A 24,282-nucleotide genomic window follows, 5' to 3' on the forward strand; every position below is an offset into this window, starting at 1 on the left:
CCGCCGACGAATACTCCCCCCGTTTTATTTGCCTTCGCTCAAGCTTTTTGCCCAGTCGTAGCCCTTCAGGAACGGATCGGGCTTCACCGGCGAACCGGAGTTCCACACTTCCTTGAACTGTCCATCGGTTTGCACCTCGCCGATCCGGACGGTTTTGTACAAATGCTGCGTTTCGCCGTCGATCTTCACCTTGCCCTCCGGCGCATCCCACTCCAGCTCCTTGGCCGCGTCCTTGACCTTGTCGACCTCCGTGGAGCCGGCCTTCTCGACCGCCGCTGCCCAGAGGTACACCGCATCGTAGCCCGCTTCGATCGGATCCGCCGTGACGCGGTCGTCGCCGTATTTCTTCTTGTAGTTCTCGACGAAGGTTTTGTTCGCCGGCGTATCCGTCGTCTCGTAATAGTTCCACGCCGCGAACGTGCCGGCCAGCACGTCGGCGCCGATGCCGCGGATTTCCTCTTCCGCCACCGATACGGACAGCGTCGTCAGATCGCCGGACGAGATGCCGGCATCCTTAAGCTGCTTGAAGAACGCGACGTTGCTGTCGCCGTTCAGCGTGTTGAACACGACGTCCGGCTTCGCCGCTTTAATCTTGGAGATGATCGTCGCGTAGTCGGTATGGCCGAGCGGCGTGTACTCTTCGCCTGCCAGCTCGCCGCCTTCCACCTTCAGCTGCTCTTTGATGATTTTGTTCGCCGTGCGCGGGAAGACGTAGTCCGAGCCGAGCAGGAAGAACTTCTTGCCCTTGTTCTCCAGCAGCCACGATACCGCCGGGACAATCTGCTGGTTGGTCGTCGCGCCCGTGTACATGATGTTCGGCGATTGCTCGAGTCCCTCGTACTGCACCGGGTACCAGAGCAGACCGTTCAGTTCCTCGAATACCGGCAGCATCGCTTTCCGGCTGGAGGAGGTCCATCCGCCGAACACGGTGGCCACTTTATCCTCGGAGATGAGTTTTCTCGCTTTCTCCGCAAACGTCGGCCAGTCGGAGGCGCCATCCTCGACGACCGGCACGATTTTCTTGCCCATGACCCCGCCCTTGGCGTTGATTTCGTCAATGGCCATCATTTCAGAATCCTTGACCGATACTTCGCTGATCGCCATCGTTCCGCTTAACGAATGAAGGATGCCGACTTTTATCTCCCCGCCGCCGCTGTCGCTCTCGCTGCCGGTGCTTCCGCCGTTGTCCGTTTTGGTGCCATCCGCATTTGTCGTCGTTGAAGCCGCGTTATCGTTTTTTCCGCAGCCGGCCAGCACCAGGAGCAGTGCCAGTATTACAAATACCCCGCTTTTCCAAAACGCACCCTTCATTCTCCCACTCCCTATCCGTTTTCTTTTCTCTAATCCGAACGATTTTCTGGATATCCCTTCCATCGTTCGTGGACTCATTATAAAATCACGTTAGCTTACATGTCAATAAAGTTTACATAAATGGTATAAATTTCACTTTGTCGGACCGAGTTTAGACATTTTCCTTCAAATTTGATGCCAATTCGAAAGAAGTCCTTTCGTTAACATGACATATGACCCTCTGCGGTCTGCATATATATTACACATATATATCATAACTCTTGGTGGAAATGCATAAAAAAACCGCTCTCCGGTTACGGAGAACGGTTAAGTTCGAACGAACGGTTCCGGCATCGACCGCGCCGACCATGGATTTTCTAGGAACAAAGAATCATTTTAGCCGGTCTAATGGAACCTTTTCTCATTGTTGATGCAGTACCGCCACGATCGTTCGATGCCCCCAAGCCCGTATGACCTTGATGCACGTTGGCTTCTTAAAGAAACGCAACGCAAACCGGCTTGAAGGATTCCACGGCCTCTCCGGTCGGCAGGAGCCGTCCGGTATCCGGATCTATCCGGAACGCGACGATGTTGTCGCTGTCCTGATTAGCCGCCAGCACGTACTGCCCATCCGGCGAAATCGCGAAATTCCGCGGCGTCCGGCCTCCGCTGGAGACGATATCGATCAGCTCGAGCCCTCCGTCCGGTTGGATCCGATAAGCTGCGATGCTGTCATGCCCCCGGTTGGACGCGTACAAGAACCGGCCGTCTCCCGTGACGTGAATGTCCGCGCAGCTACTTTCCCCCGCGAACGCAACCGGCAGGGTAGATATGACTTGCCGCTGCGTCAGCACGGAATCTTCACCCTCGTAGCCGTATACGCAGACCGTGTTGTCCAGCTCATTGATTACGTATAGCACGTCGCCCGCTGCATTGAACGCCATATGCCGCGGACCCGCTCCCGGAATCGTCTTCGTGGCGCCATGACGGATCAGCTTCCCGCTCTCGCGGTCGATGCGGTAATGCACGATTTCATCCGTGCCCAGATCGGCGACCAGCGCGAAACGGTTGGCAAGGTCGAATATGGCGGAATGCGGATGCGGTCCCTCCTGCCTGTCGCCGCGAAGCCCGCTGCCCGCATGCGCGACATTGTCCGACAGCTTCAGCGAACCGTCCTCCTGCACCGCGTATACGCTAACGGTACCGCCCGTATAATTCGTGACGATAAGGAGCCGTTCCGCGGCATCGAGCGCGATATGGCAGGGCGATCCGCCCAACGTGGAGACCTCGTTAATGAGCGCGAGGGCGCCGCTCTCGGCATCGACGGCAAACCCGGACACGCTGCCCGGCTCCTCCCCCGTCTCGCTGACGACATACACCCGCGTTCCCGCCGCATTGCTCTTCAGAAACGAAGGATGATGGATGCCCGCCAAGCCCGTGCGTTCCGTCATCCTGCCGTCTTCCGCGCCCAGGCGCATCGCCTTCACGCCTTCCCGCTCCCGCGTCCCGTACGAACCCGTATAAAAAAATGCCTTCCCCATGATTCGTGCCTCCTCGTATTCGCGTTTATAATCAACGCAAGCCCAGCCGTTGCGGGCTGGGCTTGTTGCCGGTGAAAGCCGCGTTTACTGCCCGATTGCCGCCGAGTGCTTACTTGCCGTCGGTTTTGGTATCGTTCGTGGTCGCATCGTCTTTCGTATCCGTGTTGGTCGTTCCGTTCTTACTAGTATCCGTATTCGTTCCGGAGTTCGTGCCGTCGGCCGGCGCAGCCGGTGGCTGCGGCAGGTCGATCTTCGTGATGAGCTTCGGCAGATCCGTCGTCATGAACGCGTTCAATTTCGCCGAGGCCGCTTCCTGCTTGATGCCTTCTTTATCCGCGTCCGTCAGTTTGTCGAACGTCGTCGGCGTGCGCTTCTCGACCTTCATGACATGGTAGCCGAACTGCGATTTGACCGGATCGCCGACTTTGCCGATCTCCTGCTTGTTCGCCGCGTCCTTGAATTCCTGTACCCAGCCCTTGGCCTGCTGTTCTTCGTACAGACCGCCTTTGTCCTTGGACCCGGTGTCGTCGGAGTATTTCTTCGCCAGGGCATTCCAGTCGCCGCCGGCATCCAGCTGCGCTTTGACGTCCTTCGCGAGCTTCAGCGCGTCTTCGTCCTTGCGCGTCTCGGCGCCCGTGTTCGGGTCGGCCGTCGCGATCAGGATATGGCGAACGCTGATCATATTGTAATCGTCTTTGGTCGCATCGAATTGCTTCTGAACGTCCGCGTCCGTGACTTTGCTTTCTTCATCCTTCATGATCGTGGTGATCATCGAATAGAAATAACGGATGTCCGCTTCCGTCAGGCCGGCGTCGTCGATCTTCTTCTTGGTCGCCGCATCGGAATCGATTTGCTGCTTCACCTGCGTATAGAAGGTGTCGAGGTTCTTCTGCTCTTCATCGGTCAGCTTCGTGTCCGCGAGGGGCTTGTACAATATTTTATAGCCGATGTACTCGCGCAGGAACTGCTCCTGAAGCTGAGGGATGCTCAGGTACATCTCCGTTTGCGGCTGCACGATGCCGAAGAACGTGGAGTATTTCTTGAACTCCCCCTCCGTGACGGTGCCGTCCTTGTACGTGGCGATCGTTTTGCCCGTGCCGGTGCCCGGAGCGGAGGATTCCTCCCCCTTCTTCGAGCCGCAGCCCGCTGCAAGCACAACGACCAGTACGGCGACAAGCGCAAGCAGGATCGTTCTTCTTGCCTGTTTAGTGCGTAACATCCTGTAGTTCCCCTTTCGAGTGAATGGTGTCTTTATACTGCGTCAAAAACCGTTCCAGCAGCTCGAGCTTCTGCTCCACGGACAACCCTTTGCCGCGAAGCTGCACGAGCGGATTAGCCTCTTGTCCCGTCGATCGCGCGAACCGGTTCTCGAGCTGCAGGCAGAGACGGTCCACTTTCTTCCCGTCGAACCGTTTCTTCTCCTGCTCCGCGAACTTCAGGGTGATGTCCTCGCCCTTGCCGCCGATCTGCTCGATGCCGCAAATCGCGCCGAACACTTTGAGCCGCGCGACGGAAAGCAGGTTATCCACCGATTGCGGCAGGTCGCCGAAGCGGTCCACGAGCTCGTCGCGCAGATCGTCGCTTTCCTCGAACGTACGGACGGCCGCGACTTTCTTATAGATCTCTATCTTCTGTATGCTATCGTAAATATAAGAAGAGGGCAAGTAGGCATCGATGCTCATATCGATGGACGTGCTCACTTCCTTGACGACTTCCTCGACCTCGCCGCCCATTTCCGCCTTCCGTTTGGCGATTTCATCGGCCAGCATCTGCGAATACAGATCGAAGCCGACCGACGCGATGAAGCCGTGCTGCTCCGCCCCGAGCAGATTGCCGGCGCCGCGGATGGACAGATCCCGCATCGCGATCTTGAAGCCGGAGCCGAGCTCCGTGAACTCCTTGATCGACTGCAGCCGCTTCTCGGCGACCTCCGTCAACACTTTGTCCCGCTGGTACGTGAAGTACGCGTACGCGATCCGGTTGGAGCGCCCGACCCGGCCCCGCAGCTGATACAGCTGGGAGAGGCCCATTTTGTCCGCATCGTGCACGATCAGCGTATTGACGTTCGGAATATCGACGCCCGTCTCGATAATGCTGGTGCTGACCAGCACGTCGGACTCGCCGTCGAGGAAATCGAGAATCGTCTTCTCGAGCTCCTGCTCGGACATCTGCCCGTGACCGACCGCCACCTTCGCGTCCGGCACGAGGGCGTTGATCTGCTCCGCCATTTGATAGATCCCCTGCACGCGGTTGAACAGGTAGTAGACTTGGCCGCCGCGCGCAAGCTCCCGCTCGATCGATTCGCGGACCAGCGACGGGCTGTACTCCACCACGTAGGTTTGCACCGGGAACCGGTTCTCCGGCGGCGTCTCGATGACGGACAAGTCGCGCACGCCGAGCATGGACATGTGCAGCGTCCGCGGAATCGGGGTCGCCGTCAGCGTCAGCACGTCGACGTTCGTCTTCAGCCGCTTCAGCTTCTCCTTGTGGGACACGCCGAAACGCTGCTCCTCGTCGACGATCAGCAGTCCGAGATCTTTGAAAATGACATCCTGCGACAGCAGGCGGTGCGTGCCGATCACGACATCGACCGTGCCTGCCTTGAGCCCCTTCATCGTCGCCGACTGGTCCTTCTTCGACCGGAAACGGCTCAGCACCTGCACGTTGAACGGGAAGCCCCCGAAGCGCTCGCGGAACGTCTCGTAATGCTGCTGCGCCAGGATCGTCGTCGGCACCAGGATCGCCACCTGCTTGCCTTCGATCGCGGCCTTGAACGCGGCGCGCACCGCGACCTCGGTCTTGCCGTAGCCGACGTCGCCGCAGAGCAGCCGGTCCATCGGACGCGGCGTCTGCATATCCTTCTTGATCTCGGCGATGGCCCGCAATTGGTCGACCGTCTCGTCATAAGGGAACATCGCTTCGAATTCCTGCTGATACGAGGTATCCTGGCCGAAACCGAAGCCGGTCGTCGCCTGCCGTTCGGCATATAACTTGATCAGCTCGTCGGCAATGTCCTTGACCGACGACTGCGCTTTGCTCTTGACGCGCGTCCACTCGCTGCCGCCGAGCTTATAGACCTTCGGCTCTTTCTCTTCGTTGCCGACGTATTTCTGGATCAGGTCGATCTGCTCGATCGGCACGGACAGCTTGTCGCCGCCGGCGTACATAATATGCATGTAGTCCTTATGGATGCCGGCGATCTCGAGCGTGCCGATACCCATATATTTGCCGATGCCGTGGTTCTGATGCACGACGTAATCGCCGACCTTCAGCTCCGTGTAGCTCTTGATCCGTTCGGCATTATCCATTTTCTTGTCGAGGCGGCGCGCCTTGCGCTGCTTCTGCGAGAACATCTCGCCCTCGGTGATGACGATGAGATGCACCGACGGCAATTCGAATCCGCTCTGCAGGTTGCCTTCGATCAAAGCAGGCGGCTCGATGCCGTAATCATGGAGCACCCGCCGCATGCGGTCCATCCGCTCCGCGCTGCCGGCCAGCATCATGACGGTCGCGCCCGCTTTGCGCCAGCGCTCCATCTCCGCCTTCAGCACGTTCATTTGGCCGTGGAAATTTTGCATCGCGCGGCTGACGACGTTGAGGATATTTTGCGGCTGCGTATGCGGGATTTGCCGGAGGAACAACGAGAGGAACAGCGTCGGGAACGGGCGATGGAACAGCACGTCGTCCGAGGGGCGAGCGAGAGCAAGCGCCGGCAGCGACTTGCCGTTGGTCAAGAGATGCGTCGACCATTCCACCTCGTCCCGCTCCAGCTGGCGGCCGGTCTCGATCAGGCGGGTCGGCTCGTCATAGATGAGCAGCGTGTCGGACGGCACGTAATCGAACAAGGTTTGACGCTCGGGATAGAGCAGGGATATATATTTATAGATTTCGGGAAAATAGCGATGCTCCCGCAGCTTCTCGATCTCGGCGCCGATCTCGGCGCGCAGCCGGTCCTTGGCCGTGCGGTCGGTCATCTTCTGCAGCTGCTGCTCCAGCAATTCCGACGCATGCTGCGCGGCGTTCTCGAATCGGCGTTTGTCCGCGGTCAGCTCTTGGCAAGGCGGCACGCTGTAGGCGTCCAGCTTCTCGATGGAACGCTGGTCGGAGGAATCGAACGTGCGGATGGAGTCGATCTCGTCGTCGAACCATTCCACCCGGTACGGGTGCGGCGACGTCAGCGGGAAGAAGTCGACGATGCCGCCCCGGACGCTCATCTCCCCTTTGCCCTCTACCTTATCCACGCGCTCGTAGCCGAGCTCTACCATCTGTCGTAAAAACGCTTCCAAAGCTAGCGTCTCGCCGACCTTGAGCGCGATTCGCGCGTTCGCCATGACGGAGTTCAGCGGCAGGAACCGCCGGACGCCGGAAAACGGCACGACAACGATCCCGCGAAACCCCTGCGACAGCCGGATAAGCACATCCATCCGCTGGGCCAGCGTTTCCGGGCTCGATATCGCCGCTTCGGCAGCGACAAGTTCATTGGCGGGATAGAGCAGCACCTCGTCGGGCGACAAGCACTCCACGAGATCCTCCGCGACCTTCTGCGCGGCGAACATGTTGTGGGTCACGACGAGGATCGGGCGGTCGAACTCCCGCTTCAAGGCGGCGATCATCACCTGGCGCGACGAGCCGGCCAGCCCCGATATCAGCTGCTCCCGCATTCCTTTCTTGATTCCGGATACGATCGATCCAAAATCCGTATCCGCGGCATAAGCTTCCAGTAATGCTTTCAACGTTAGCGGCACCTCGTTTCTTTCCAAACCACTTGCGTGTTTCCGAGTCGTTACAAAAAAGAAGCCTCGGCCGTTCGCCAAGGCTCTTCTATTGCTTTACCCGCGGCTACTGCAGCGGATTCGCCACCAGCAGCAGCTCGGGATTGCTCTCTATCGCTTCGCGACAATAATCGCAGACTACGTTGACCGTAACGTCTCCGTTCGGATTATACGCTATTATATCGCTGCGTTCTTCGGGGGTCAAGAAATGGAAACCGAGCTGCGTTTCCGAGATCTGCTCGTTGTTGATGGAGCCCATCGGCGTTTTGCAATGCCGGCAAATATAATGCACAGCCATAATTATGCCTCCTGAGTGGTCGTTATACCCTCAGTATGCCCGCGGCGGCTGAAATTTAACGGTTATATTTGGCCATCGTCCGTTCGAATGTGTTCGTCAGCGCGAACTCGGCCGCGTCGCAGCTCTCTTCCACCATGACCTTGAGCAGCTCTCCCTCGCCCTTCGGGAAATTCGAGAGCACGTAATCCGAGATGCTCATGCCGGGCTTCGGGCGCGAGATGCCGAGCCGGATCCGGTTGAACGTCTGGGTGCCGGTATGCTGAATGATCGATTTGATGCCGTTATGACCGCCGGCACTGCCTTGATAACGGAGCCGGATGCGGCCCGTCTCGGTATCCATGTCGTCGTAAACGATGATGGCGTCCTCCAGGTCGGCTTTGAAATAATCCATGAACCCGCGCACCGTCTCGCCCGACAAGTTCATGTACGTCATCGGCTTGATCAGCGCCACTTTCACGCCCCCGACATTGCCTTCGCCGATCAGTCCTTTGCACTTGCTTTGCGTCACCGATATGCCCCACCGTTTGGCGAGCATATCCACGACCATGAACCCGACATTATGCCTCGTCCCTTGATAAGCGGTTCCGGGGTTGCCGAGACCTACGATCCATTTCATGCTGCTGTCGTCAACTCCTGTAGTCGAAATTTCTTTTTTGCCCCTGCAACGAATCTTCATTCCTAAATGTCATATGTATAGAGGCGGCGGACTGCCGAACTTCGTATGCAAAGGGGCGTTTTAATCGATGTATTTGAACGGTCAACTGATTTTCGACGATTGCCATTTCCGGGACCATCATGAATGCCATGTGCCCGTGCAGGTATATTGGGGCAAAGTGCATCATGATATCGGATTCGTCGAACAATTCAGTCCATCGTACATCAAGATGAATAATATTTTCTACAGCCGCAAGCAATTTACCTTCGTGTCGAGGCCCGGCTACTGAAAAAAAGTAAAGGGGCTGCGGATGCAGCCCCGATTTCTTCGTTATTCCGATGTATGCACTTCCATCTTCGCTTCATGCGACCGCTCTGCGGCTGCTTCCGCCTCCTCGGCAGCCTCTTCCGCTTCGTCCGCCGTGAGATCTTTCTGCGGTGCCAGGATCGTCACGACGACCTGTTCGGCATCCAGCCGGGTCGTAACGCCCGAAGGCAATTTCAGATCCCCGACGAGCAAGTTCTCCCCGATGCCGAGCGCCGAGACGTCGACTTCGATCGATTCCGGAATCCGGTCCGGCAGACATTGAATCTCCAGCTCGTGCAGCATCGCCTGCAGGATGCCTCCCTCGCGCACGCCGGTGGAATCGCCGACCATATCGAGGCGAACCGCGGTCTTGACCGCTTCGTTCATGTTCACCTGATGAAAATCGACATGAAGCACCATCCGCGACAACGGCTCGCGCTGGACTTCCGTCAGCATAACGGGCTGCTTGCCCGCCCCTGGAATATCAAGCTCCAGCAAAGCATGCGGATGGGACCGCAGCAGCGCCGACAGTTCCTTTTCGTTTACCGCGACGTTCAGCGGCTTGTTCAGCTTCGCACCATATACCACGCCAGGAATACTGCCCCTCAGCCTCAATTTCCGAATGTCACCCTTCGTACCGATCGTCCGTTCTTGTGCTTGAAACGCGATTGCCATTGTGGAAACCTCCTTGTACGAATCGATTTCCATATATTCATACCCATTCCGGCACGGAATTAAACGAAACGGGCGCAGCCGCGGCGCGCTTATCGGCCATGAAAAAGCGCTTCGAATACGATTCGAAAACGATACTGGTGCGATTCGCAAGCATGAATAAGGCTCCGAAGGCTGGAAAACAGCCCTCGAAGCCTATGACATTTCGAATCAAAATCGAAGCGTTGGCCATGTCATGCGACCGGCACTATCATACCGCGTTCGGGTGCACGTCGCTTCCGGCGCCACCACGAGCGCCGGGAGTGGCGCGCGATCAATCAGCCTTTCGACTTGGCCTCTTTCTTGGCCTTCGCCCGTCCGCGCAGCTTGTCGGCATAACCCGGCTTGTTGTCCTGACGCACGCGCGCGATCGCCATATCGTTGGCCGGCACGTCGTGCGTGATCGTGGAGCCGGCCACCACGTAGGCGCCGTCGCCGATCTTGACCGGCGCGATCAGGTTCACGTTGCTGCCGACGAAAGCATTGTCGCCGATCTCCGTAAGCGACTTGTTGTAACCATCGTAGTTGACGGTAATCGCGCCGCAGCCGATATTCACGTCTTTGCCGACTTTGGCGTCGCCGACATAGCTGAGATGAGATACTTTCGTGCCTTCGCCAAGCTCGGCGTTCTTGATCTCGACGAAATCGCCGATCTTGACGCCGGCACCGAGCTTGGCGCCCGGACGAAGGTACGCGTAGGGACCGACGGCGCACTCGTCGCCGATGACGGCTTCCGCCGAAACGGAATGCTTCACCGTGACGCCGTTGCCGATCGCGGTGTCCGTGATGTCCGCGTTCGGACCGATGACGCAATCTTCGCCGATGGAAGTAGCGCCGCGCAGTACCGTTCCGGGATAGATCACGGTATCGGAGCCGATGACGACGTCCGCTTCAATATATGTCGCGGCGGGATCGATGATCGTGACGCCGCCGAGCTGATGCTTGCGGACGATGCGCGCGCGCATCAGCGCTTCCGCTTCGCCAAGGCCGACCCGGTCGTTGACGCCGACGCCTTCCGCATAATCAGGCGTGCAATAAGCGCCGACGTTTTCTCCGTCGTTCTTCAGAATCTCCATGACGTCCGTCAGGTAATATTCGCCCTGCGCGTTATGATTCGTGACTTTGGCGAGCGCCCGGAACAACTTCTTATTATCGAAGGCGTACATGCCCGTGTTGATTTCGCTGATTAACGCCTGCTCCGGCGTACAATCCTTCTGCTCCACGATCCGCAGCACGTTGCCGGCTTCGTCGCGGATGATGCGCCCGAGACCTTGCGGGTTCGGCACCACGGCCGTCAGCACGGTTGCCGCGGAACCGGCCTCCGCATGAAACTTCAGCAGCGACGCGATCGTCTCCGACGTCACGAGCGGCGTATCGCCGTACAGGATGACCGTCGTGCCTTCTTGTCCGCCAAGCAGCGGCTCCGCCTGCTGCACCGCATGGCCGGTTCCGAGCTGCTGCTCCTGCAGCGCGAACTCGACCTCTTCGCCGAGGTAGGAGCGGACCGTCTCCGCGCCATGGCCGACGACGACGACCGTTCGCTCGCAATCGGCATCCTTTACCGTCTGGAGCACATGCGCCACCATGGGCTTGCCGCACACCGGATGCAATACTTTGTATAGTTTGGATTTCATGCGTTTCCCTTGACCAGCCGCAAGGATAATGGCCATTACTTTCACGTAAGTCCCTCCACCCAGGAGTCCGCTGAGACTCTTATAAATGCTTTACTGAATATATCGTATCCCGCGGCAAAAGAAAAGAGAGCCGGGACGGCTCTCTTCCTCTCAACCCCAATATTCCCAATTTAAGCGCCTTCTTCAATAACTTCCTCTTCCGTGGCCGCACGCTCGTACTCGGCGAGTACGGCAGCTTGGATCTTCTCCCGTGTCGTCGAAGAGATCGGATGTGCGATATCCCGAAACTCTCCATCCGGCGTACGCTTGCTTGGCATAGCCACGAACATCCCATTGTTGCCGTCTATCACGCGAATATCGTGAACGACAAACTCATTGTCAATGGTAATGGAGGCGATAGCCTTCATGCGACCTTCGGAATTTACTCGGCGGAGTCTAACATCGGTAATTTGCATCTGTGTTCACCACCTTTGGGTATCAAAGACTTGGTGTATACTTCCACATTCCGATGCTAAATCCTTCATGATTCTGGAAATTCATTGTCTAAATTTCAAATATTTTTTCTAGAAAAAGATTATTCTTTTCCATTCGACTTATATCGCTACGATAAGCTCGATTTCGACAAGAACATCCTTTGGAAGCCGCGCTACCTCTACGGTTGAGCGTGCCGGCTTGTGATCGCCGAAGTAGGAGGCGTAGATGCCGTTCAGCGCCGCGAATTGGTTCATGTCCTTGATGAAGACCGTCGCTTTCGCCGTGTCGGCCAGCGTCGCGCCCGCTTCCGCGAGAACCGCTTGCAGATTACGGAATACTTGATGCGTCTGTTCCTCGATGCCGCCTTCGACCAGAATGCCTTCCGCGTCCAGCGGGATTTGGCCCGACGTGAAGAGCAGGTTGCCCAGCTTGATCGCTTGGGAATACGGTCCGATGGCCGCAGGCGCTTGATCGGTCGATACGATTTGCGGTTGCTGTTTCATGTTTGTAAAATCCTCCCGTTACTGTGGATTTAATTGAAATAGTTGCCCGGAACGACCGTCGTGTGCTTCGTCTTCATATCCACGGCCGTCAGCCTGGCCAGGGACACGTAATCCTCCAGAAGCCGTTCCTCGGTATCCAACTCTCCGGATTCCACGAATACGCCGACTCCCGCAACCTTCGCGTTGAATTCGAAGAGCAGGTCCATCATGCCCTGGATCGTGCCTCCCGCTTTCATGAAATCGTCCACGATAAGCACCCGCGCGCCCTCCTTGAGCGCGCGGCGCGCCAAGGACATCGTCTGGATGCGCTTATTCGAACCGGAGACATAATTGATGCTGACGGCCGAGCCCTCCGTGACTTTATTGTCGCGGCGAACGATGACGACGGGCAGGTTCATGCAGGAAGCCGTCGCATAGGCCAGCGGAATGCCCTTGGTCTCCACGGTCATGATCACGTCGATATCCGCGTTGGCGAAGGCCGTTGCGAACATGCGGCCGACATCCGCGAGCAGACCGGGCTGTCCAAGCATATCCGTCATATATAAATAACCGCCGGCAAGCACGCGCTCCGGCTGCTCCAGCTGGCGGCAAATGCCGTTCATAATGTCCAACGCCTCCGCGGCGCCCATTTTCGGCGTGTATTTCACGCCGCCGGCGGCGCCCGCAAGCGTATGAAGCTCGCCTAAGCCTTCTTCTTCGAACACTTCTTTTATGATTGCCAGATCCTCGCTGATGGACGATTTGGCAGATTGATAGCGATCCGCGAATGCTGTTAGAGAAATTAACGTGTGGGGGCGCGTAAGTAAGTACTGCGTCATCTCAACTAACCGTGCACTTCGTTTTAATTTCTTCAAAACGACCTTCCCCCTTGCCAAATCCGAATAATATAAAGTCAATATACCATTTTCATACGGATTTAATCAAGGTTTACGTCGGCTTTATGTCAGCATTCTTACCACGTATACTTCTTTGCAAAATCCGCGCAGCCCGTTGTAAATTCGCGAGACCTTCGCTTCTTTGCTGACCAGCCCGAAAACGGTCGGTCCGCTTCCGGACATCAGCACGCCGTCCGAGCCCAGCCGCTGCATGATTTCCTTCAACTGCAGCACCTCCGGATGCAGCTGCAGCGTCACGTTTTCCAGCACATTGCCAAGATTCGTGCAGACATCCGCGAAAGAACCGGTTGAAATCGCTTCCAGCATGTCCTTGGCGGACGGGTGGCGTTTCAGCTCGGAAGCGCGCAGCTTGCCGTACACGTCGGCCGTCGATACGTTGATCGGCGGCTTCGCCAGAATGACCCAGCATTGCGGCGGATTCGCGATGCGCTCGAGCTTCTCGCCCCGTCCGGTCGCAAGAGCGGTGCCGCCCGTCACGCAGAACGGGACGTCCGAGCCGAGCTCCGCGCCCAGCGTGCACAGCTCGTCCTCCGAGATGCCGAGCTCCCAGAGCCGGTTCAGTCCGCGCAGCGTCGCCGCGGCGTCGCTGCTGCCGCCCGCGAGTCCCGCGGCGACCGGAATGTTTTTGTCTAAATGAATATAAACGCCCTTGCGGACATTATAGCGGTCCTTGATAAGCCGCGCTGCCTGAAAGGCCAAGTTCTTCTCGTCGAGCGGTATGTATCCCGCCTGGCTCGAGATAATAATGGAATCGCTGTGCAGTTCCTCCATCTCGAGCCGATCGGCCAAATCCACCATCGTCATGATCATTTCGACTTCGTGAAAGCCATCGTCGCGTTTGCGCAGCACATCCAAGAGCAGGTTAATCTTGGCCGGCGCCTTCTCATAGATTTTCATGTTCGATTCACCCGTCCATTATCGTTAAACTTCACATATTATAACAAAAGGTCATAAGAAAAGCTAAGATGCCGGAAGCCCGCTGCTGCAGAGCTTGCCATCTTAGCTTGATACGGCCGATGTTACGGATGCATATTGGACGTGTGCTGGTGATTATTCGCCATCGCTTGCTGCGCGACGTACGGCGGCACGGCGGCGGCGGTCATCGCTCTAGGCGGCGGCGAGGCGGCGTATGAACGCTGTGCATTGTACGACGGCGCCTGCTGCCGGACCGACTGTACTTGCGGCTGCTGACGAACCGACTGCTGCTCCTGGTATTGCTTCGCGGCGGCCTGCTCCGCGAGCTGAATGGCGCGTTTCACCATATTGCCGGCGTCTTTCGCCTTGATGCTGCCCCATCCTTCTTTTTGCACCGTGTCGTAAAACCCCAGATCCTTGGCCAGCTCGTTCTTCAGCTGCTCGCTCATCGTGCCGCGGCGTCTTCGGGACATGAGAGTCGTCTCCTCCTTCAAAACGTAATGGTACCGTTAGTATGGATGTTTTGCGCGTTCTCATTCCCACGAAAAAAAATGCAAGCAATGCAAACGCCGACTTCGCGCTTATCATTGCTTGCATCTTGAAGAAAGCCAAACCAATGTTTGTTTCTTACTGTATATAGGTAATGCGTACCTGACCGTCATCGCTGTCGACCATCACTTCAACGGACTCCGTCAAAATATCGGCGTAGCTGTAAGAAACGCGCTTGAAGGCATGCTGTTCCTGATCAAGTCTGACAATAAATACAGAAGGGTAGATTTCTTCTAATACACCGGTCCGTTCAATAGTCTTTCGACGACCACCGTTTGCACGAAGACGTATTTTGGAGCCGACATGGGTTTCCAAACTGCGTTTAATCTCCAATAGCGCATTTTTAGCCATTGTGCACTACCACCTCTTTCCTTGTCCATTATAACCAAAGAGAGGTGATTTGTCAAAAAAATTTAATTATAACAGCGGCTTTAATAAATTGTCAATATAAAAAATATTGATTATTCAAAGCCTTATGCTTTATTCTGTCCCGGCCATCTATTCCTATACGGTCGCTTTTATTCCCGTCAGCGTCCGAGGCTTCGGAAGACCCACGCGATACTTCCCGTAAGTCTCGATTCCGCCCACGCCGTCGATGCCGCTGATCGTTCCGTGGATGACGTCCGGTAAATTGATCGTCTCCCGAATCGGCGTGTAGCTTGCTTTGATCGCCACATACACCGGGTCCAAGGCGTGAATGAGCACGCGTCCCGGCGAGCTGGCAAAATTCGACCCCGATTTGAGCAGCGCTTCGTAATGCGACTGGCAGGCGCCCGCCACGATCACGAGGCTATCCCGGTTTTTCTCGTAATCCCGGGCAATCTGGACCGCATCCACGAAATTCTGCGAATTTTTGTAGGACATCAGATCGTTCAAATCGTTTTGTTCGCGGTTTTTGAGCACGCCGTCATGCCCGGTGATCACGATGATATCCGGCTTGATTTGCGGCAGGAGCCGGTAGACCGCCTCGGCCATTTGCGATTCATGCACGAATAAGCCATGGGCCGGCACGCGCATCTGGGTGTACAGCTGCATGCTTTTTTTCATGTAGTTGCTGTCCCCGTCCAAATGCAGCACCTTTCCGGGCACATCGAAATAAGGCTGGCTCTGATTCTGCGCCCGCAGCAGCTCCCGCTGAAGAATCTGCTGCTGCCGCTCCTCCTGCATCCGCTGCGTCGATTCTCCGGCTTTCAACCGCGCCTGCCGGATGGCGACCGGCAAGTCGCCGTCCTTCACGACCGATAAATCGACTATAGGCGCGTCTGCAAGCAGACGATAATCCGTGCCTTTTAAAACGGCTGTTTGCTGATCGATTGTCGCAACACGAAAAAGGACGTCCCCGCCATAGGATTTGCGGACGACCAGGTCCCCTTGCATCATGGGCAAATCACCTCTTCGTCTATCCTATGGGGAGATGCCCCCGATGGTGCGCTTCTTCGTCATCTTTTGCGGCCGCTTCGGCTAGGCGGGCAAGCCCGCTTTCAGCAGGGCATGGCTGAGCGCCGCGAATTCCGCGAGCGACAGCGTCTCGCCTCGGCGCGTCGGATCGATGCCGCAGCCCTCGAGCAGCGGCCCCAGCAGCTCGCGGTTCGGCTTTCCGACATAAGCGGTCAAATTGTTCGCGATCGTCTTGCGGCGCTGCGCGAAACAGGCCTGGACGGTCCTGAAGAAAAAGTCCTCGTCCTCCACTTCGACCGCCGGCTTGTCCCGGAGCGACAGCTTGATGACCGCGGAATCGACATTCGGCTGCGGAATGAACACCGTATGCGGCACGATGCACACGAGCTCCGGCTCGCAGTAATACTGCACGGCCACGCTCAGGCTGCCGTATTCCTTGCCCCCCGGCTTCGCGGCCATCCGCTGCGCGACTTCCTTCTGAATCATCACGACGATATTCTCGAGGGGCAGCTTCTCTTCCAGCAGCTTCATCAGAATCGGGGTCGTGACGTAGTAAGGCAAATTCGCCACGACGCTCACGCCGGCCAGCCCGCCGAACTGTTTCTCCATCAGCTCGCGAAGATCCAGCTTCAGCACGTCCCCGTGCTCCACGTGCACGTTCGGCGTATCCGCCAGCACGTCCCTTAAAATCGGGATGAGCCGATTATCGATCTCGACCGCCGTGACGCGCCCGGCCGTCTGCGCCAGCCGCTGCGTGAGCGCGCCGATCCCGGGACCGATCTCCAGCGCCCCCTTCGTCTCGTCGAGCTCGGCGGCGCTTACGATTTTGTTCAATATATTTTGATCGATCAGGAAATTCTGCCCGAGGCTCTTCTTGAACGTAAAGCCGTACCGGGCGATAATGTCCTTCGTCCGTTTGGGCGAACCGACTTCCTGGGTCGTTTTGAATCCTTCCGTCATCGCGATTCTCCTTCGCTCTCCATCGCCTGCAGCGCACGCCGGAATTCTTCCCGCGTAATCCGGAACGTGGAGCATCGTTTATAGAACTGCTTGCCGTTGGCATACCCGATGCCAAGCAAATTGCCCATCTTCAACCTGCGCTCCGATGCCTGCGGATGGACGAGCAGTCCCGCCTGCATCAGGTCCTCCATCGTGACCTCCGCCAGACCGCCGTCATTACTGCCGGCTTCCGTGCGCAAATTGGCCAGCGCGTGCCGTATGGCCTCCGGAGAGGCGTTCTCCACGCCGATATCTCCTTTATAGAGCGCCTCCGCCTGCGGCAGGAACGCATGCTTGCAGCCGGGCACGCGCTGCGCGACGATTTTGCGGATTCGCTCGCCCGCATGGTCGGGATCGGTGAAGATGATGACGCCGCGGCGCTCCTGCGCCAGCGCGATGCGCCGAAGCACCGCCTCCCCGATGGCGGAACCGCCGGTTTCGATCGTCTCCGCTTCGACGGCCCGCTTGATGGCGACCGTGTCGTCCTTGCCTTCGACGACAATGATTTCTTTGATCATGGAAGCTCCATTCCTTCCCTTCCGATAAACAAATAAAAAGAAGAGGCATCGCCCCTTCTTATGATGGCATATTTTCGCATGAATTACGATATGAATCAAGTAGACGGCGAATTCAACCAACGCCGGACCGTCGACCGGGTCTCTACAGAGACTCCGGCTTTTTGGGTCCCAGCACGTACACCGTGTAGCCCCGCTTCAGCCCGAACCGGTCCGCGTAAGATTCGCTGTCGAAGTAAACGTCGATTTTGCTGCCTTTGATCGCACTGCCGGTATCTTCCGCTCGGCGGAAACCGATTCCTTCAATATATACCCAGTAGCCGATCGGAATGACCCTCGGATCCACCGCGATGGTGCGTCCTTCCTGAACGCGCGCTCCCGATGCCGTAATGCCGTATTCCGGATGGTTCTTGTCTTTGCCCGTCGATGCAACGCCGGCCGAATACGCCGTCAGCGTAACGTTCTTCATCACTTTCTTCGCGTTGAACGTTACCCCGTGCTTCGTATACGTCGACCGGGAGGACTGCGCGGACAGCATCGTTACCTTCGGCTCGGGCTTTTTGGTCCCGACCGACACGACTTGGTTGACCGCGGATTCCGGGGTCAATTTCTCTACGAGGATTTGCGATACCGGCACGCCGTCCGCGAATACCGTTTCGTAGCGTTTGACGACTTTGCCCTGCTTGCCCGACTGGACAAGCTTCTGTTTGCCGAGCGCAAGCTGCGGATCGTCCTTCTTCACGACGGTGAAGGGAACGGGGTAGCTCGTTTCGGACACTTTCTTGTCGATCCGGGTGACCGTGATGGTCATGTTCGGTTCGAGCGCGGCCACAAGCGAAGGCGTTACCTTGTCTTGACCGCGAACCGCTATATCAGCCTGATCGATCGCCGCCTGTACAGTTCTCTCTGTCGTGTACAACGTTCTTACTTTGCCGTCAGCCTTCACTTTAAGCGGGACCGCCTGATCGATGATGATCCGGTCGCCGTCGCTTATTCCGCCATCGAGCGGCATCGACACCTTATCGTGCGTGCCAATGGTTATGGCTTGTTCATCCAGTAGGCGTTGAAGGACCCATTGTTTCGTCGAGACAATGGTTTCTCGTCCGTTCAATACTACGGAGACATGCTTGTCAGCCGTTCCGTACAACAACACCAAAAACATGAAAGTCATAGCGATTGAGATCATGGCGCTCAGTACAATTAAACGCACATTCTCATGCTTCCATCGCAATGCGAAAGACATGCTGGATGATCGTTTCCCATGGGTGTCCTTAAGCTGGAGTGCTCCCACTTCTTCGGTCCTCCTTACATAGCCCCGCCGCCTTTGTAACGCATGATACTTAGACGCGACTATAGAGTAGTATTAGCGTGCAAGCACGCATCTTCCATATTCCTCCCCGGCCCCACCTCCACGATACACCCTATGTCGTCAGTTTACGCAATATTCAAACAAAAAGAAGCCCGACGACAGAGGATCTGTTTCGTGGCTTCCCATTTAAAATAGGCAGCATGGAGTTGCATGCACGAGGTTGATCTCTCTTATAGACGCTTGCGAGGTTAGCTGTCGGATTCGGGCGCGAGAGTCGCCCTATTCGCTCGGGAACGCTTCATTCTGAATGCGTCCGTCCGCGAAATTCACCCCAAGAAGAATTTCACCGTCTCCGCCGTCGGCATGATACAGACAGTTTCAACAATTGGTTCCCCCGCTCTCCGGTAGCCGGAGATTAAGCGATTATTTGGAAAAGGAATACAACTTTTGTTGCTCTGAGATGAATCATACAGTCTAGCGCCGCACATTGTAAAGAACTGATTAATGACGATTTTAGTGAATTTCAAGGAAAATAACGAGAGATTCAAGCGATTTTCGGATCAAAAATCATTTTTATCCCCGGATATCATCCAAATGCTTGCTTTCAATCCGATTTTCATGATATTCCAAAACATTTCATCGCGTTCTCGGTCGTAATTCTTCCAATTTCTTCTACGGATTTACCTAAAATATCCGCCATTGTATTTGCTACAAGACGGACGAAAGCCGACTCGTTTCGCTTCCCGCGATGCGGGTGAGGCGCCAAATACGGAGCATCGGTTTCGATTAACAGACGGTCGAGCGGCACCTTGGCCATGACCTCTTTGGGTACCCGCGCGTTGAGAAATGTAAGCGGTCCCCCGAAGGATATGTAGAAGTTCATATCGAGACATTGCTTCGCCGTCTCCCAGCTGCCGGAATAGCAGTGCATGACGCCGCCGACTTCGCTCGCCCCTTCTTCCCGAAGAATACGCACCACGTCTTCATGCGCGTCGCGATTATGGATGACGATCGGCTTGCGCTTCGCTTTCGCGAGGGCGATTTGCTGGCGGAATACTCGTTGCTGAACGTCCTTCGGCGACGTATCCCAGTGGTAATCAAGCCCGATTTCGCCGATCGCGACGACCTTGGGGTGATCGAGCAGCGAAGCGATCCATTCCAGGTCCTCCGGCTTCATGTCGATGCTGTCGACGGGATGCCAGCCGACGGCGGCATAGATGAACGGATAGCGCTCGGCCAGCGCGATCGTCGTCGGGATCGTCTCCCGGTTGAAGCCGATATTGATCAGCTTATCTACCCCCTCGGCCCGTGCCCGTTCAATGACCGATTCGCGGTCGTCGTCGAATTTATGCGAGTCCAAATGCGTATGCGTGTCGATTAACATCATGATTTGCGAAACCCCTTTCTACATTAAAGCAAACAATTCGCGTATCTTCGCGGACAAGAGATGCGCTGATTCAAGCAGCGGTTCCTCCGGGTAATACAGGTGATACTTTCCTTGATGGATACCCGTGATGGAGCGGACGATATCGGACCTTCCGGATATTTCCGACAACCGGTCATCGCCCGAGAGCAGCAGAATCGGCGGTTTTTCTTCCTTTTCCGCTTGTTCGGCCGTACCCGGACGATACACATGGTAGGGCATGTCATACGGAAAGTCAATTTCCAGGTGATATTCCGGATGAAGCCCTATGGCGCGAAATTGATCCCGAATCTCCTGCCACAGCTTCTCGTCGGGTTGATCCATCGTGATATATTTGTAAAGCTTGCGGTTCAAGAATCGCTTGCATAGATCGGACAACACCGTATCGGATTCGGATGCCCAAGCAGAGAAAGCGGTCTGAACGAGCGCCTCGTCCAGCGCAAGGTAATCCTCGATGTCGATCGTTCCGGAGAACAGCTTCTCCAGGGGCGCCATCATCCAGCCGAACGCATGGCCGCCGGCATATAACTCCTTCGCTCTGCGGAATATTTGTCGCAGTATGATTTCGGAGCTTCGCGTAACCGGGTGGAAGTACACCTGCCAATACATTTGGTAACGAGACATGAGATAGTCCTCGACCGCATGCATGCCGCTTTCCTTGACGACGATACGTCCTTGATGCGGCCGCAGTACGCGCAAGATCCGCTCCAAATCGAAGGTACCGTAGTTCACCCCCGTAAAGTATGCATCCCTAAGCAAATAATCCATACGATCCGCATCCATCTGACTGGAGACGAGCGAGACCACGATCGGTTCATGGTAGGTTTTGCAGATCACGGAAGCAATCCGCTCGGGATATGAGGAATCGAATTCGCGCAGCACGCGGTTAATCTCGGTGTCCCCGAGCAGCAATCGGCAGGTCCATGCCTCGTGATGCGTGTCGAAGACGTCTTCGATGGAATGGGAAAACGGTCCATGCCCGATATCGTGAAGCAGCGCCGCGCACAACGCGACGAGCTTTTCTCCGATCGGCCAGCCGGAATAACCGCTGCGTTCGAATTGGGAAATAATCTTGCGGGTGATTTCGTAGACGCCGAGGGAATGCGAGAATCGGCTGTGCTCGGCGCCGTGAAACGTCAAGTACGAGGTGCCCAGCTGCCGAATGCGCCGCAGACGTTGAAATTCCCGCGTATTGATCAAATTCCAAATCAAGTAATCCTGCACGTAAATGTACTTATGAACCGGATCCTTGAATACTTTCTCTTCGGGAAGACGTTCCTTCGCTTGACCGTTTGCCATATTGCCGTTCACTCCCAACGTTCGTCATTTCGACATATTTTTCGAACCGATGTCGAATTATGTCACAATTCTATTTCCAATATGTACGCCATTGTTGTACTATAATAAGTATAGACGAATGCCTTATTGCCGTGAAGTAGTGGGAACCGCAGCTCTTGTTCATTCATTAGTGCCGGTTGACTATTTTGGGAAACGTTGGTATTATTAAGACATATATTAATAGAATTTTGTCGAATCGTGACGGCTGACCAAATAGGAAAGGGGAACGACAATCATGATGAAATCCACTGGTATCGTTCGTAAAGTTGATGAGCTCGGCCGTGTCGTAATTCCGATCGAATTGCGCCGTACGCTTGGAATCGGAGAAAAGGACGCCCTTGAGATTTACGTGGACGGCGAGCGGATCATGCTCAAGAAATACGAGCCGGCTTGCATCTTCTGCGGCAATGCCGAGAACGTGGCGTATTTCAAAGGCAAAATCGTCTGCAACGTTTGTTTGACGGAAATGCCAACTCCTGTTACAAAATAAGAGACAAATCCGATTTTATAGGTTATAATGGTATTATCCAAATTGTTAATTCTAACCTTTTTAATACTCCTTGATGCCTTCCTGCGCCAGAACCCGGCCAGGAAGGTCTTTTTTTGTGTTCGCTTAGCTTTATTTTTTCATCACTTCATTATATACGTCGCGTTTCTGAAGTCCTCTGTCCAACGCGGCCCGCTTGATGGCATCCTTGCGGTCGCCATTCTCCGCCTCGTAATGCGCCACATGCTCCTCCAGACTAAGCGAGGTCCACCAGGAGCCATCCTCAAGCTTGGTGGCGGCGAGCTCCTCTTCGCCCATTCCCGCGATCACGAGACAGTATTCGCCGATCGGAGGATGTTCCTCCAGCCAGGCAATGCACGCCGAGATCGTGCCGCGCGCGATTTCCTCATGCCGCTTGGTCAGCTCCCGCACCATGGCTATTCTCCGGTCGCCCCATTGCTCCAGGATAACGGGCAGCGTTTTGGCAATCCGGTGCGGCGATTCGTAACAAATGATCGTTTCTTCGTGCCGCTGCAAACGACCGAGCCAAGCCAGCAGCGGTTTGCGGTCGCGCGGCGGAAAGCCCGCAAACAGGAACCGTTCCGTAGGTAGCCCCGATACGATCAACGCCGACAAGGCCGCATTCGCGCCCGGTACCGGAACGACCGTAAGTCCCCGTTCCGCGGCGGCAGCCACCAGGTCCGCGCCCGGATCCGAGATGGCGGGCATTCCGGCGTCGCTCACGAGCGCGATCGATTGACCTGCTTCCAACAGTCGGATCAATTCGGGACCGCTCGCCTCCTTATTATGCTCATGATAGCTCACAAGCCGGGCGCTTATTTCAAAATGCGCGAGCAGCTTGCGGGTCTGCCGGGTATCTTCGGCCGCGATCAGATCGACTTCTTTCAAGATCCGGACGGCTCGAAACGTCATGTCCTCCAAGTTGCCGATCGGGGTGCCGACCAGATAGAGCGTGCCGCTCGTTGGATTCGAATCTGTTGATTGAAAACTCCGTTGTACGATCATTGCCCAGTCTCCTTCTGCGAACCGTTAGCTGCTGCGTCTCCATAGTAAATGCGCATTAACTCATCATTATATTGGCGCTTTTCATTATAGACGATGAGCGGAGGGAGCATTTTCAAGTCCGGCTTGCCATCGCGCGCCGCTTCGATCAGCACCATATTGGCCTCGGCTATCGCGCTTGGATGAACGAAGCGCATCCGTTTGGGCTCCAGCTTCCATTTGCGCATCGTTTCGAGAATTTCAACCAGCCTGGAAGGGCGATGCACCATCGCGACGCGGCCGCCGGTCCGTACCAGCCTTGCGCAGGCCGCTACGATATCATCGAGCGTACCGTTGCGTTCGTGACGAGCCATGGCAAAATGTTGATTCTCGTTCTGATCGCCCGTGCCTGCCGGCATATAAGGCGGATTAACCGTCACCACGTCGTAGATCCCGTGGCCGCGCTGCCGATGGAATTCGCGCAGGTCGCCTTCGAATACCGAGATTCGGTCTTCCAGGCCGTTCGCTTCAATGCTCCTTCGCGCCATATCGGCCAGCCGCGGCTGAATTTCAACGGCATCGATCGCCGCTTTCGTCCGCGTCGTCAGCAAGAGCGGAATCACTCCGTTGCCGCTGCACAGATCGAGTATCCTCCCGCGGGGCGGCACCGCCGCAAAACGGGCCAGCAGGACGGCATCCATCGAGAAGCTGAACACCTCCCGGCTTTGAATGATGTGCAATTGGTGCGTCAATAAATCGTCGAGCCGCTCATCGGGGCCCAATACCACTTCTTTAACCACTTCTCATGCTCCTTATTCAGTTACGTTGATTTCTATATGGATGCAAAACAAGACCCCGTGTCAGAGGGTCTTGTCCGTCAATCCTTATTCAGAAACGAAAGGCAGAACAAGCAGTCGCCTTCCGTGCGCAAATGCCCATAATACAAATTACAAATATGAAATCCCTCGTGGTACAATCGCGCCAAATTGTCATAGCCCTGACCGATCGCCGAAGGGTCTCCCGTCATTACGGGCTCCTCATGCGGTTCGTCGTGCATGGCTTCATGGATGACAACCGGCTCCGGCTTAGGCGCATAAACCGCCGTTTCCCGTTTTAATACTTTACGCAGCTGCGCGTTTTCTATGCTAAGCCGATTGTTCTCCTCGAGCAGCGCCTTGATTTTCTGCTTCATCGAACCGAGCTCCGTGTACAAGCTGCCCATATGCGTTTCCAAAGCGCTGATTTCGCTAAATATGTCTTTTTTCAA

24 protein-coding genes, 1 pseudogene and 1 riboswitch are annotated in these 24,282 nt (G+C 56.0%); of the genes and pseudogenes, 2 read left to right on the forward strand and 23 right to left on the reverse strand.

Annotated features, from left to right (window positions below; translation table 11 throughout):
* Positions 1 to 24: 24 nt before the first annotated feature.
* The 6 genes from urtA to pth all read right to left on the reverse strand — a co-directional run bounded on the left by urtA (position 25) and on the right by pth (position 8,517).
* On the reverse strand, positions 25 to 1,311 hold the full coding sequence (urtA, locus tag AC50YL_RS35015) for an urea ABC transporter substrate-binding protein (protein WP_494837999.1): 1,287 nt from the start codon (positions 1,309 to 1,311) through the stop codon (positions 25 to 27).
* A gap of 473 nt (positions 1,312 to 1,784) precedes the next feature.
* The gene (locus AC50YL_RS35020; protein WP_494838000.1) at positions 1,785 to 2,831 is read right to left on the reverse strand and encodes a lactonase family protein; all 1,047 of its coding nucleotides are present in this window, start codon (positions 2,829 to 2,831) and stop codon (positions 1,785 to 1,787) included.
* A 109-nt stretch (positions 2,832 to 2,940) separates the two neighbouring features.
* Positions 2,941 to 4,050 (reverse strand): peptidylprolyl isomerase, encoded by a 1,110-nt coding sequence (locus AC50YL_RS35025; protein WP_494838001.1) that lies wholly within the window; start codon positions 4,048 to 4,050, stop codon positions 2,941 to 2,943.
* Positions 4,037 to 7,564 carry a transcription-repair coupling factor gene (gene mfd / locus AC50YL_RS35030; protein WP_494838003.1) on the reverse strand — a complete coding sequence of 1,176 codons (3,528 nt, stop codon included), beginning with the start codon at positions 7,562 to 7,564 and terminating at the stop codon, positions 4,037 to 4,039. The genes AC50YL_RS35025 and mfd overlap by 14 nt, the downstream gene beginning before the upstream one ends.
* A 106-nt stretch (positions 7,565 to 7,670) precedes the next feature.
* Positions 7,671 to 7,901 carry an anti-sigma-F factor Fin gene (gene fin, locus AC50YL_RS35035; RefSeq protein WP_494838004.1) on the reverse strand — a complete coding sequence of 77 codons (231 nt, stop codon included), beginning with the start codon at positions 7,899 to 7,901 and terminating at the stop codon, positions 7,671 to 7,673.
* A gap of 55 nt (positions 7,902 to 7,956) precedes the next feature.
* Positions 7,957 to 8,517 (reverse strand): aminoacyl-tRNA hydrolase, encoded by a 561-nt coding sequence (pth, locus tag AC50YL_RS35040; protein ID WP_494838006.1) that lies wholly within the window; start codon positions 8,515 to 8,517, stop codon positions 7,957 to 7,959.
* Between the two features lie 127 nt (positions 8,518 to 8,644).
* On the opposite strand from pth, the gene AC50YL_RS35045 reads away from it, so the two are divergent.
* On the forward strand, positions 8,645 to 8,845 hold the full coding sequence (locus tag AC50YL_RS35045; protein WP_494838008.1) for a hypothetical protein: 201 nt from the start codon (positions 8,645 to 8,647) through the stop codon (positions 8,843 to 8,845).
* A 41-nt stretch (positions 8,846 to 8,886) separates the two neighbouring features.
* Here the strand turns inward: AC50YL_RS35045 and AC50YL_RS35050 are convergent, their stop codons facing one another.
* The 14 genes and pseudogenes from AC50YL_RS35050 to AC50YL_RS35115 form a co-directional block, all read right to left on the reverse strand.
* Positions 8,887 to 9,537 (reverse strand): 50S ribosomal protein L25, encoded by a 651-nt coding sequence (locus AC50YL_RS35050; RefSeq protein ID WP_494838010.1) that lies wholly within the window; start codon positions 9,535 to 9,537, stop codon positions 8,887 to 8,889.
* A gap of 314 nt (positions 9,538 to 9,851) precedes the next feature.
* Positions 9,852 to 11,252: a bifunctional UDP-N-acetylglucosamine diphosphorylase/glucosamine-1-phosphate N-acetyltransferase GlmU gene (gene glmU / locus AC50YL_RS35055; RefSeq protein WP_494838012.1), complete on the reverse strand. Its 1,401-nt coding sequence runs from the start codon at positions 11,250 to 11,252 to the stop codon at positions 9,852 to 9,854.
* Between the two features lie 125 nt (positions 11,253 to 11,377).
* Positions 11,378 to 11,662: a septation regulator SpoVG gene (spoVG, locus tag AC50YL_RS35060; protein ID WP_018759486.1), complete on the reverse strand. Its 285-nt coding sequence runs from the start codon at positions 11,660 to 11,662 to the stop codon at positions 11,378 to 11,380.
* A gap of 138 nt (positions 11,663 to 11,800) precedes the next feature.
* On the reverse strand, positions 11,801 to 12,184 hold the full coding sequence (locus AC50YL_RS35065; protein ID WP_494838014.1) for a RidA family protein: 384 nt from the start codon (positions 12,182 to 12,184) through the stop codon (positions 11,801 to 11,803).
* A gap of 29 nt (positions 12,185 to 12,213) precedes the next feature.
* Positions 12,214 to 13,038: a pur operon repressor gene (gene purR / locus AC50YL_RS35070; protein ID WP_494838016.1), complete on the reverse strand. Its 825-nt coding sequence runs from the start codon at positions 13,036 to 13,038 to the stop codon at positions 12,214 to 12,216.
* A gap of 84 nt (positions 13,039 to 13,122) precedes the next feature.
* Positions 13,123 to 13,977, reverse strand: coding sequence for a 4-(cytidine 5'-diphospho)-2-C-methyl-D-erythritol kinase (gene ispE / locus AC50YL_RS35075; protein WP_494838017.1), 855 nt, complete (start codon positions 13,975 to 13,977; stop codon positions 13,123 to 13,125).
* Positions 13,978 to 14,294: 317 nt separating this feature from the next.
* A pseudogene (locus AC50YL_RS35080) lies at positions 14,295 to 14,468 on the reverse strand (small, acid-soluble spore protein, alpha/beta type); the annotation flags it as partial.
* A gap of 154 nt (positions 14,469 to 14,622) precedes the next feature.
* On the reverse strand, positions 14,623 to 14,895 hold the full coding sequence (veg, locus tag AC50YL_RS35085; protein WP_090648920.1) for a biofilm formation stimulator Veg: 273 nt from the start codon (positions 14,893 to 14,895) through the stop codon (positions 14,623 to 14,625).
* Between the two features lie 153 nt (positions 14,896 to 15,048).
* Positions 15,049 to 15,924, reverse strand: a complete 876-nt coding sequence (gene yabG, locus AC50YL_RS35090) for a sporulation peptidase YabG (protein ID WP_161747116.1) — start codon at positions 15,922 to 15,924, stop codon at positions 15,049 to 15,051.
* Between the two features lie 81 nt (positions 15,925 to 16,005).
* Positions 16,006 to 16,902 carry a 16S rRNA (adenine(1518)-N(6)/adenine(1519)-N(6))-dimethyltransferase RsmA gene (gene rsmA, locus AC50YL_RS35095; protein ID WP_161747117.1) on the reverse strand — a complete coding sequence of 299 codons (897 nt, stop codon included), beginning with the start codon at positions 16,900 to 16,902 and terminating at the stop codon, positions 16,006 to 16,008.
* Entirely contained in the window at positions 16,899 to 17,459 is a 561-nt protein-coding gene (gene rnmV / locus AC50YL_RS35100) for a ribonuclease M5 (protein WP_494838020.1), read from the reverse strand. Before rnmV ends, rsmA begins: the two co-directional genes overlap by 4 nt.
* A 142-nt stretch (positions 17,460 to 17,601) precedes the next feature.
* Complete coding sequence (locus AC50YL_RS35105) at positions 17,602 to 18,747, reverse strand: resuscitation-promoting factor (RefSeq protein WP_494838021.1); 1,146 nt, start codon at positions 18,745 to 18,747, stop codon at positions 17,602 to 17,604.
* 240 nt (positions 18,748 to 18,987) lie between these two features.
* Positions 18,988 to 19,197, reverse strand: a riboswitch (cyclic di-AMP (ydaO/yuaA leader).
* A gap of 184 nt (positions 19,198 to 19,381) precedes the next feature.
* The gene (locus tag AC50YL_RS35110) at positions 19,382 to 20,149 is read right to left on the reverse strand and encodes a TatD family hydrolase (RefSeq protein WP_494838041.1); all 768 of its coding nucleotides are present in this window, start codon (positions 20,147 to 20,149) and stop codon (positions 19,382 to 19,384) included.
* Between the two features lie 21 nt (positions 20,150 to 20,170).
* Complete coding sequence (locus tag AC50YL_RS35115) at positions 20,171 to 21,487, reverse strand: HD domain-containing protein (RefSeq protein ID WP_494838023.1); 1,317 nt, start codon at positions 21,485 to 21,487, stop codon at positions 20,171 to 20,173.
* Positions 21,488 to 21,761: 274 nt separating this feature from the next.
* Here AC50YL_RS35115 and AC50YL_RS35120 point away from each other — a divergent pair, with 274 nt between their 5' ends.
* A complete protein-coding gene (locus AC50YL_RS35120; protein WP_090648939.1) occupies positions 21,762 to 22,016 on the forward strand; it encodes an AbrB/MazE/SpoVT family DNA-binding domain-containing protein in 255 nt (84 codons plus the stop codon).
* Between the two features lie 129 nt (positions 22,017 to 22,145).
* Here the strand turns inward: AC50YL_RS35120 and rsmI are convergent, their stop codons facing one another.
* The 3 genes from rsmI to AC50YL_RS35135 form a co-directional block, all read right to left on the reverse strand.
* Positions 22,146 to 23,039 carry a 16S rRNA (cytidine(1402)-2'-O)-methyltransferase gene (gene rsmI / locus AC50YL_RS35125; protein WP_494838025.1) on the reverse strand — a complete coding sequence of 298 codons (894 nt, stop codon included), beginning with the start codon at positions 23,037 to 23,039 and terminating at the stop codon, positions 22,146 to 22,148.
* Positions 23,036 to 23,815: a tRNA1(Val) (adenine(37)-N6)-methyltransferase gene (locus AC50YL_RS35130; protein WP_494838026.1), complete on the reverse strand. Its 780-nt coding sequence runs from the start codon at positions 23,813 to 23,815 to the stop codon at positions 23,036 to 23,038. The genes rsmI and AC50YL_RS35130 overlap by 4 nt, the downstream gene beginning before the upstream one ends.
* Before the next feature lie 77 nt (positions 23,816 to 23,892).
* The gene (locus tag AC50YL_RS35135) at positions 23,893 to 24,237 is read right to left on the reverse strand and encodes an initiation-control protein YabA (protein ID WP_494838043.1); all 345 of its coding nucleotides are present in this window, start codon (positions 24,235 to 24,237) and stop codon (positions 23,893 to 23,895) included.
* Positions 24,238 to 24,282 lie beyond the last annotated feature (45 nt).

Source organism: Paenibacillus sp. J22P277 (assembly GCF_059383675.1).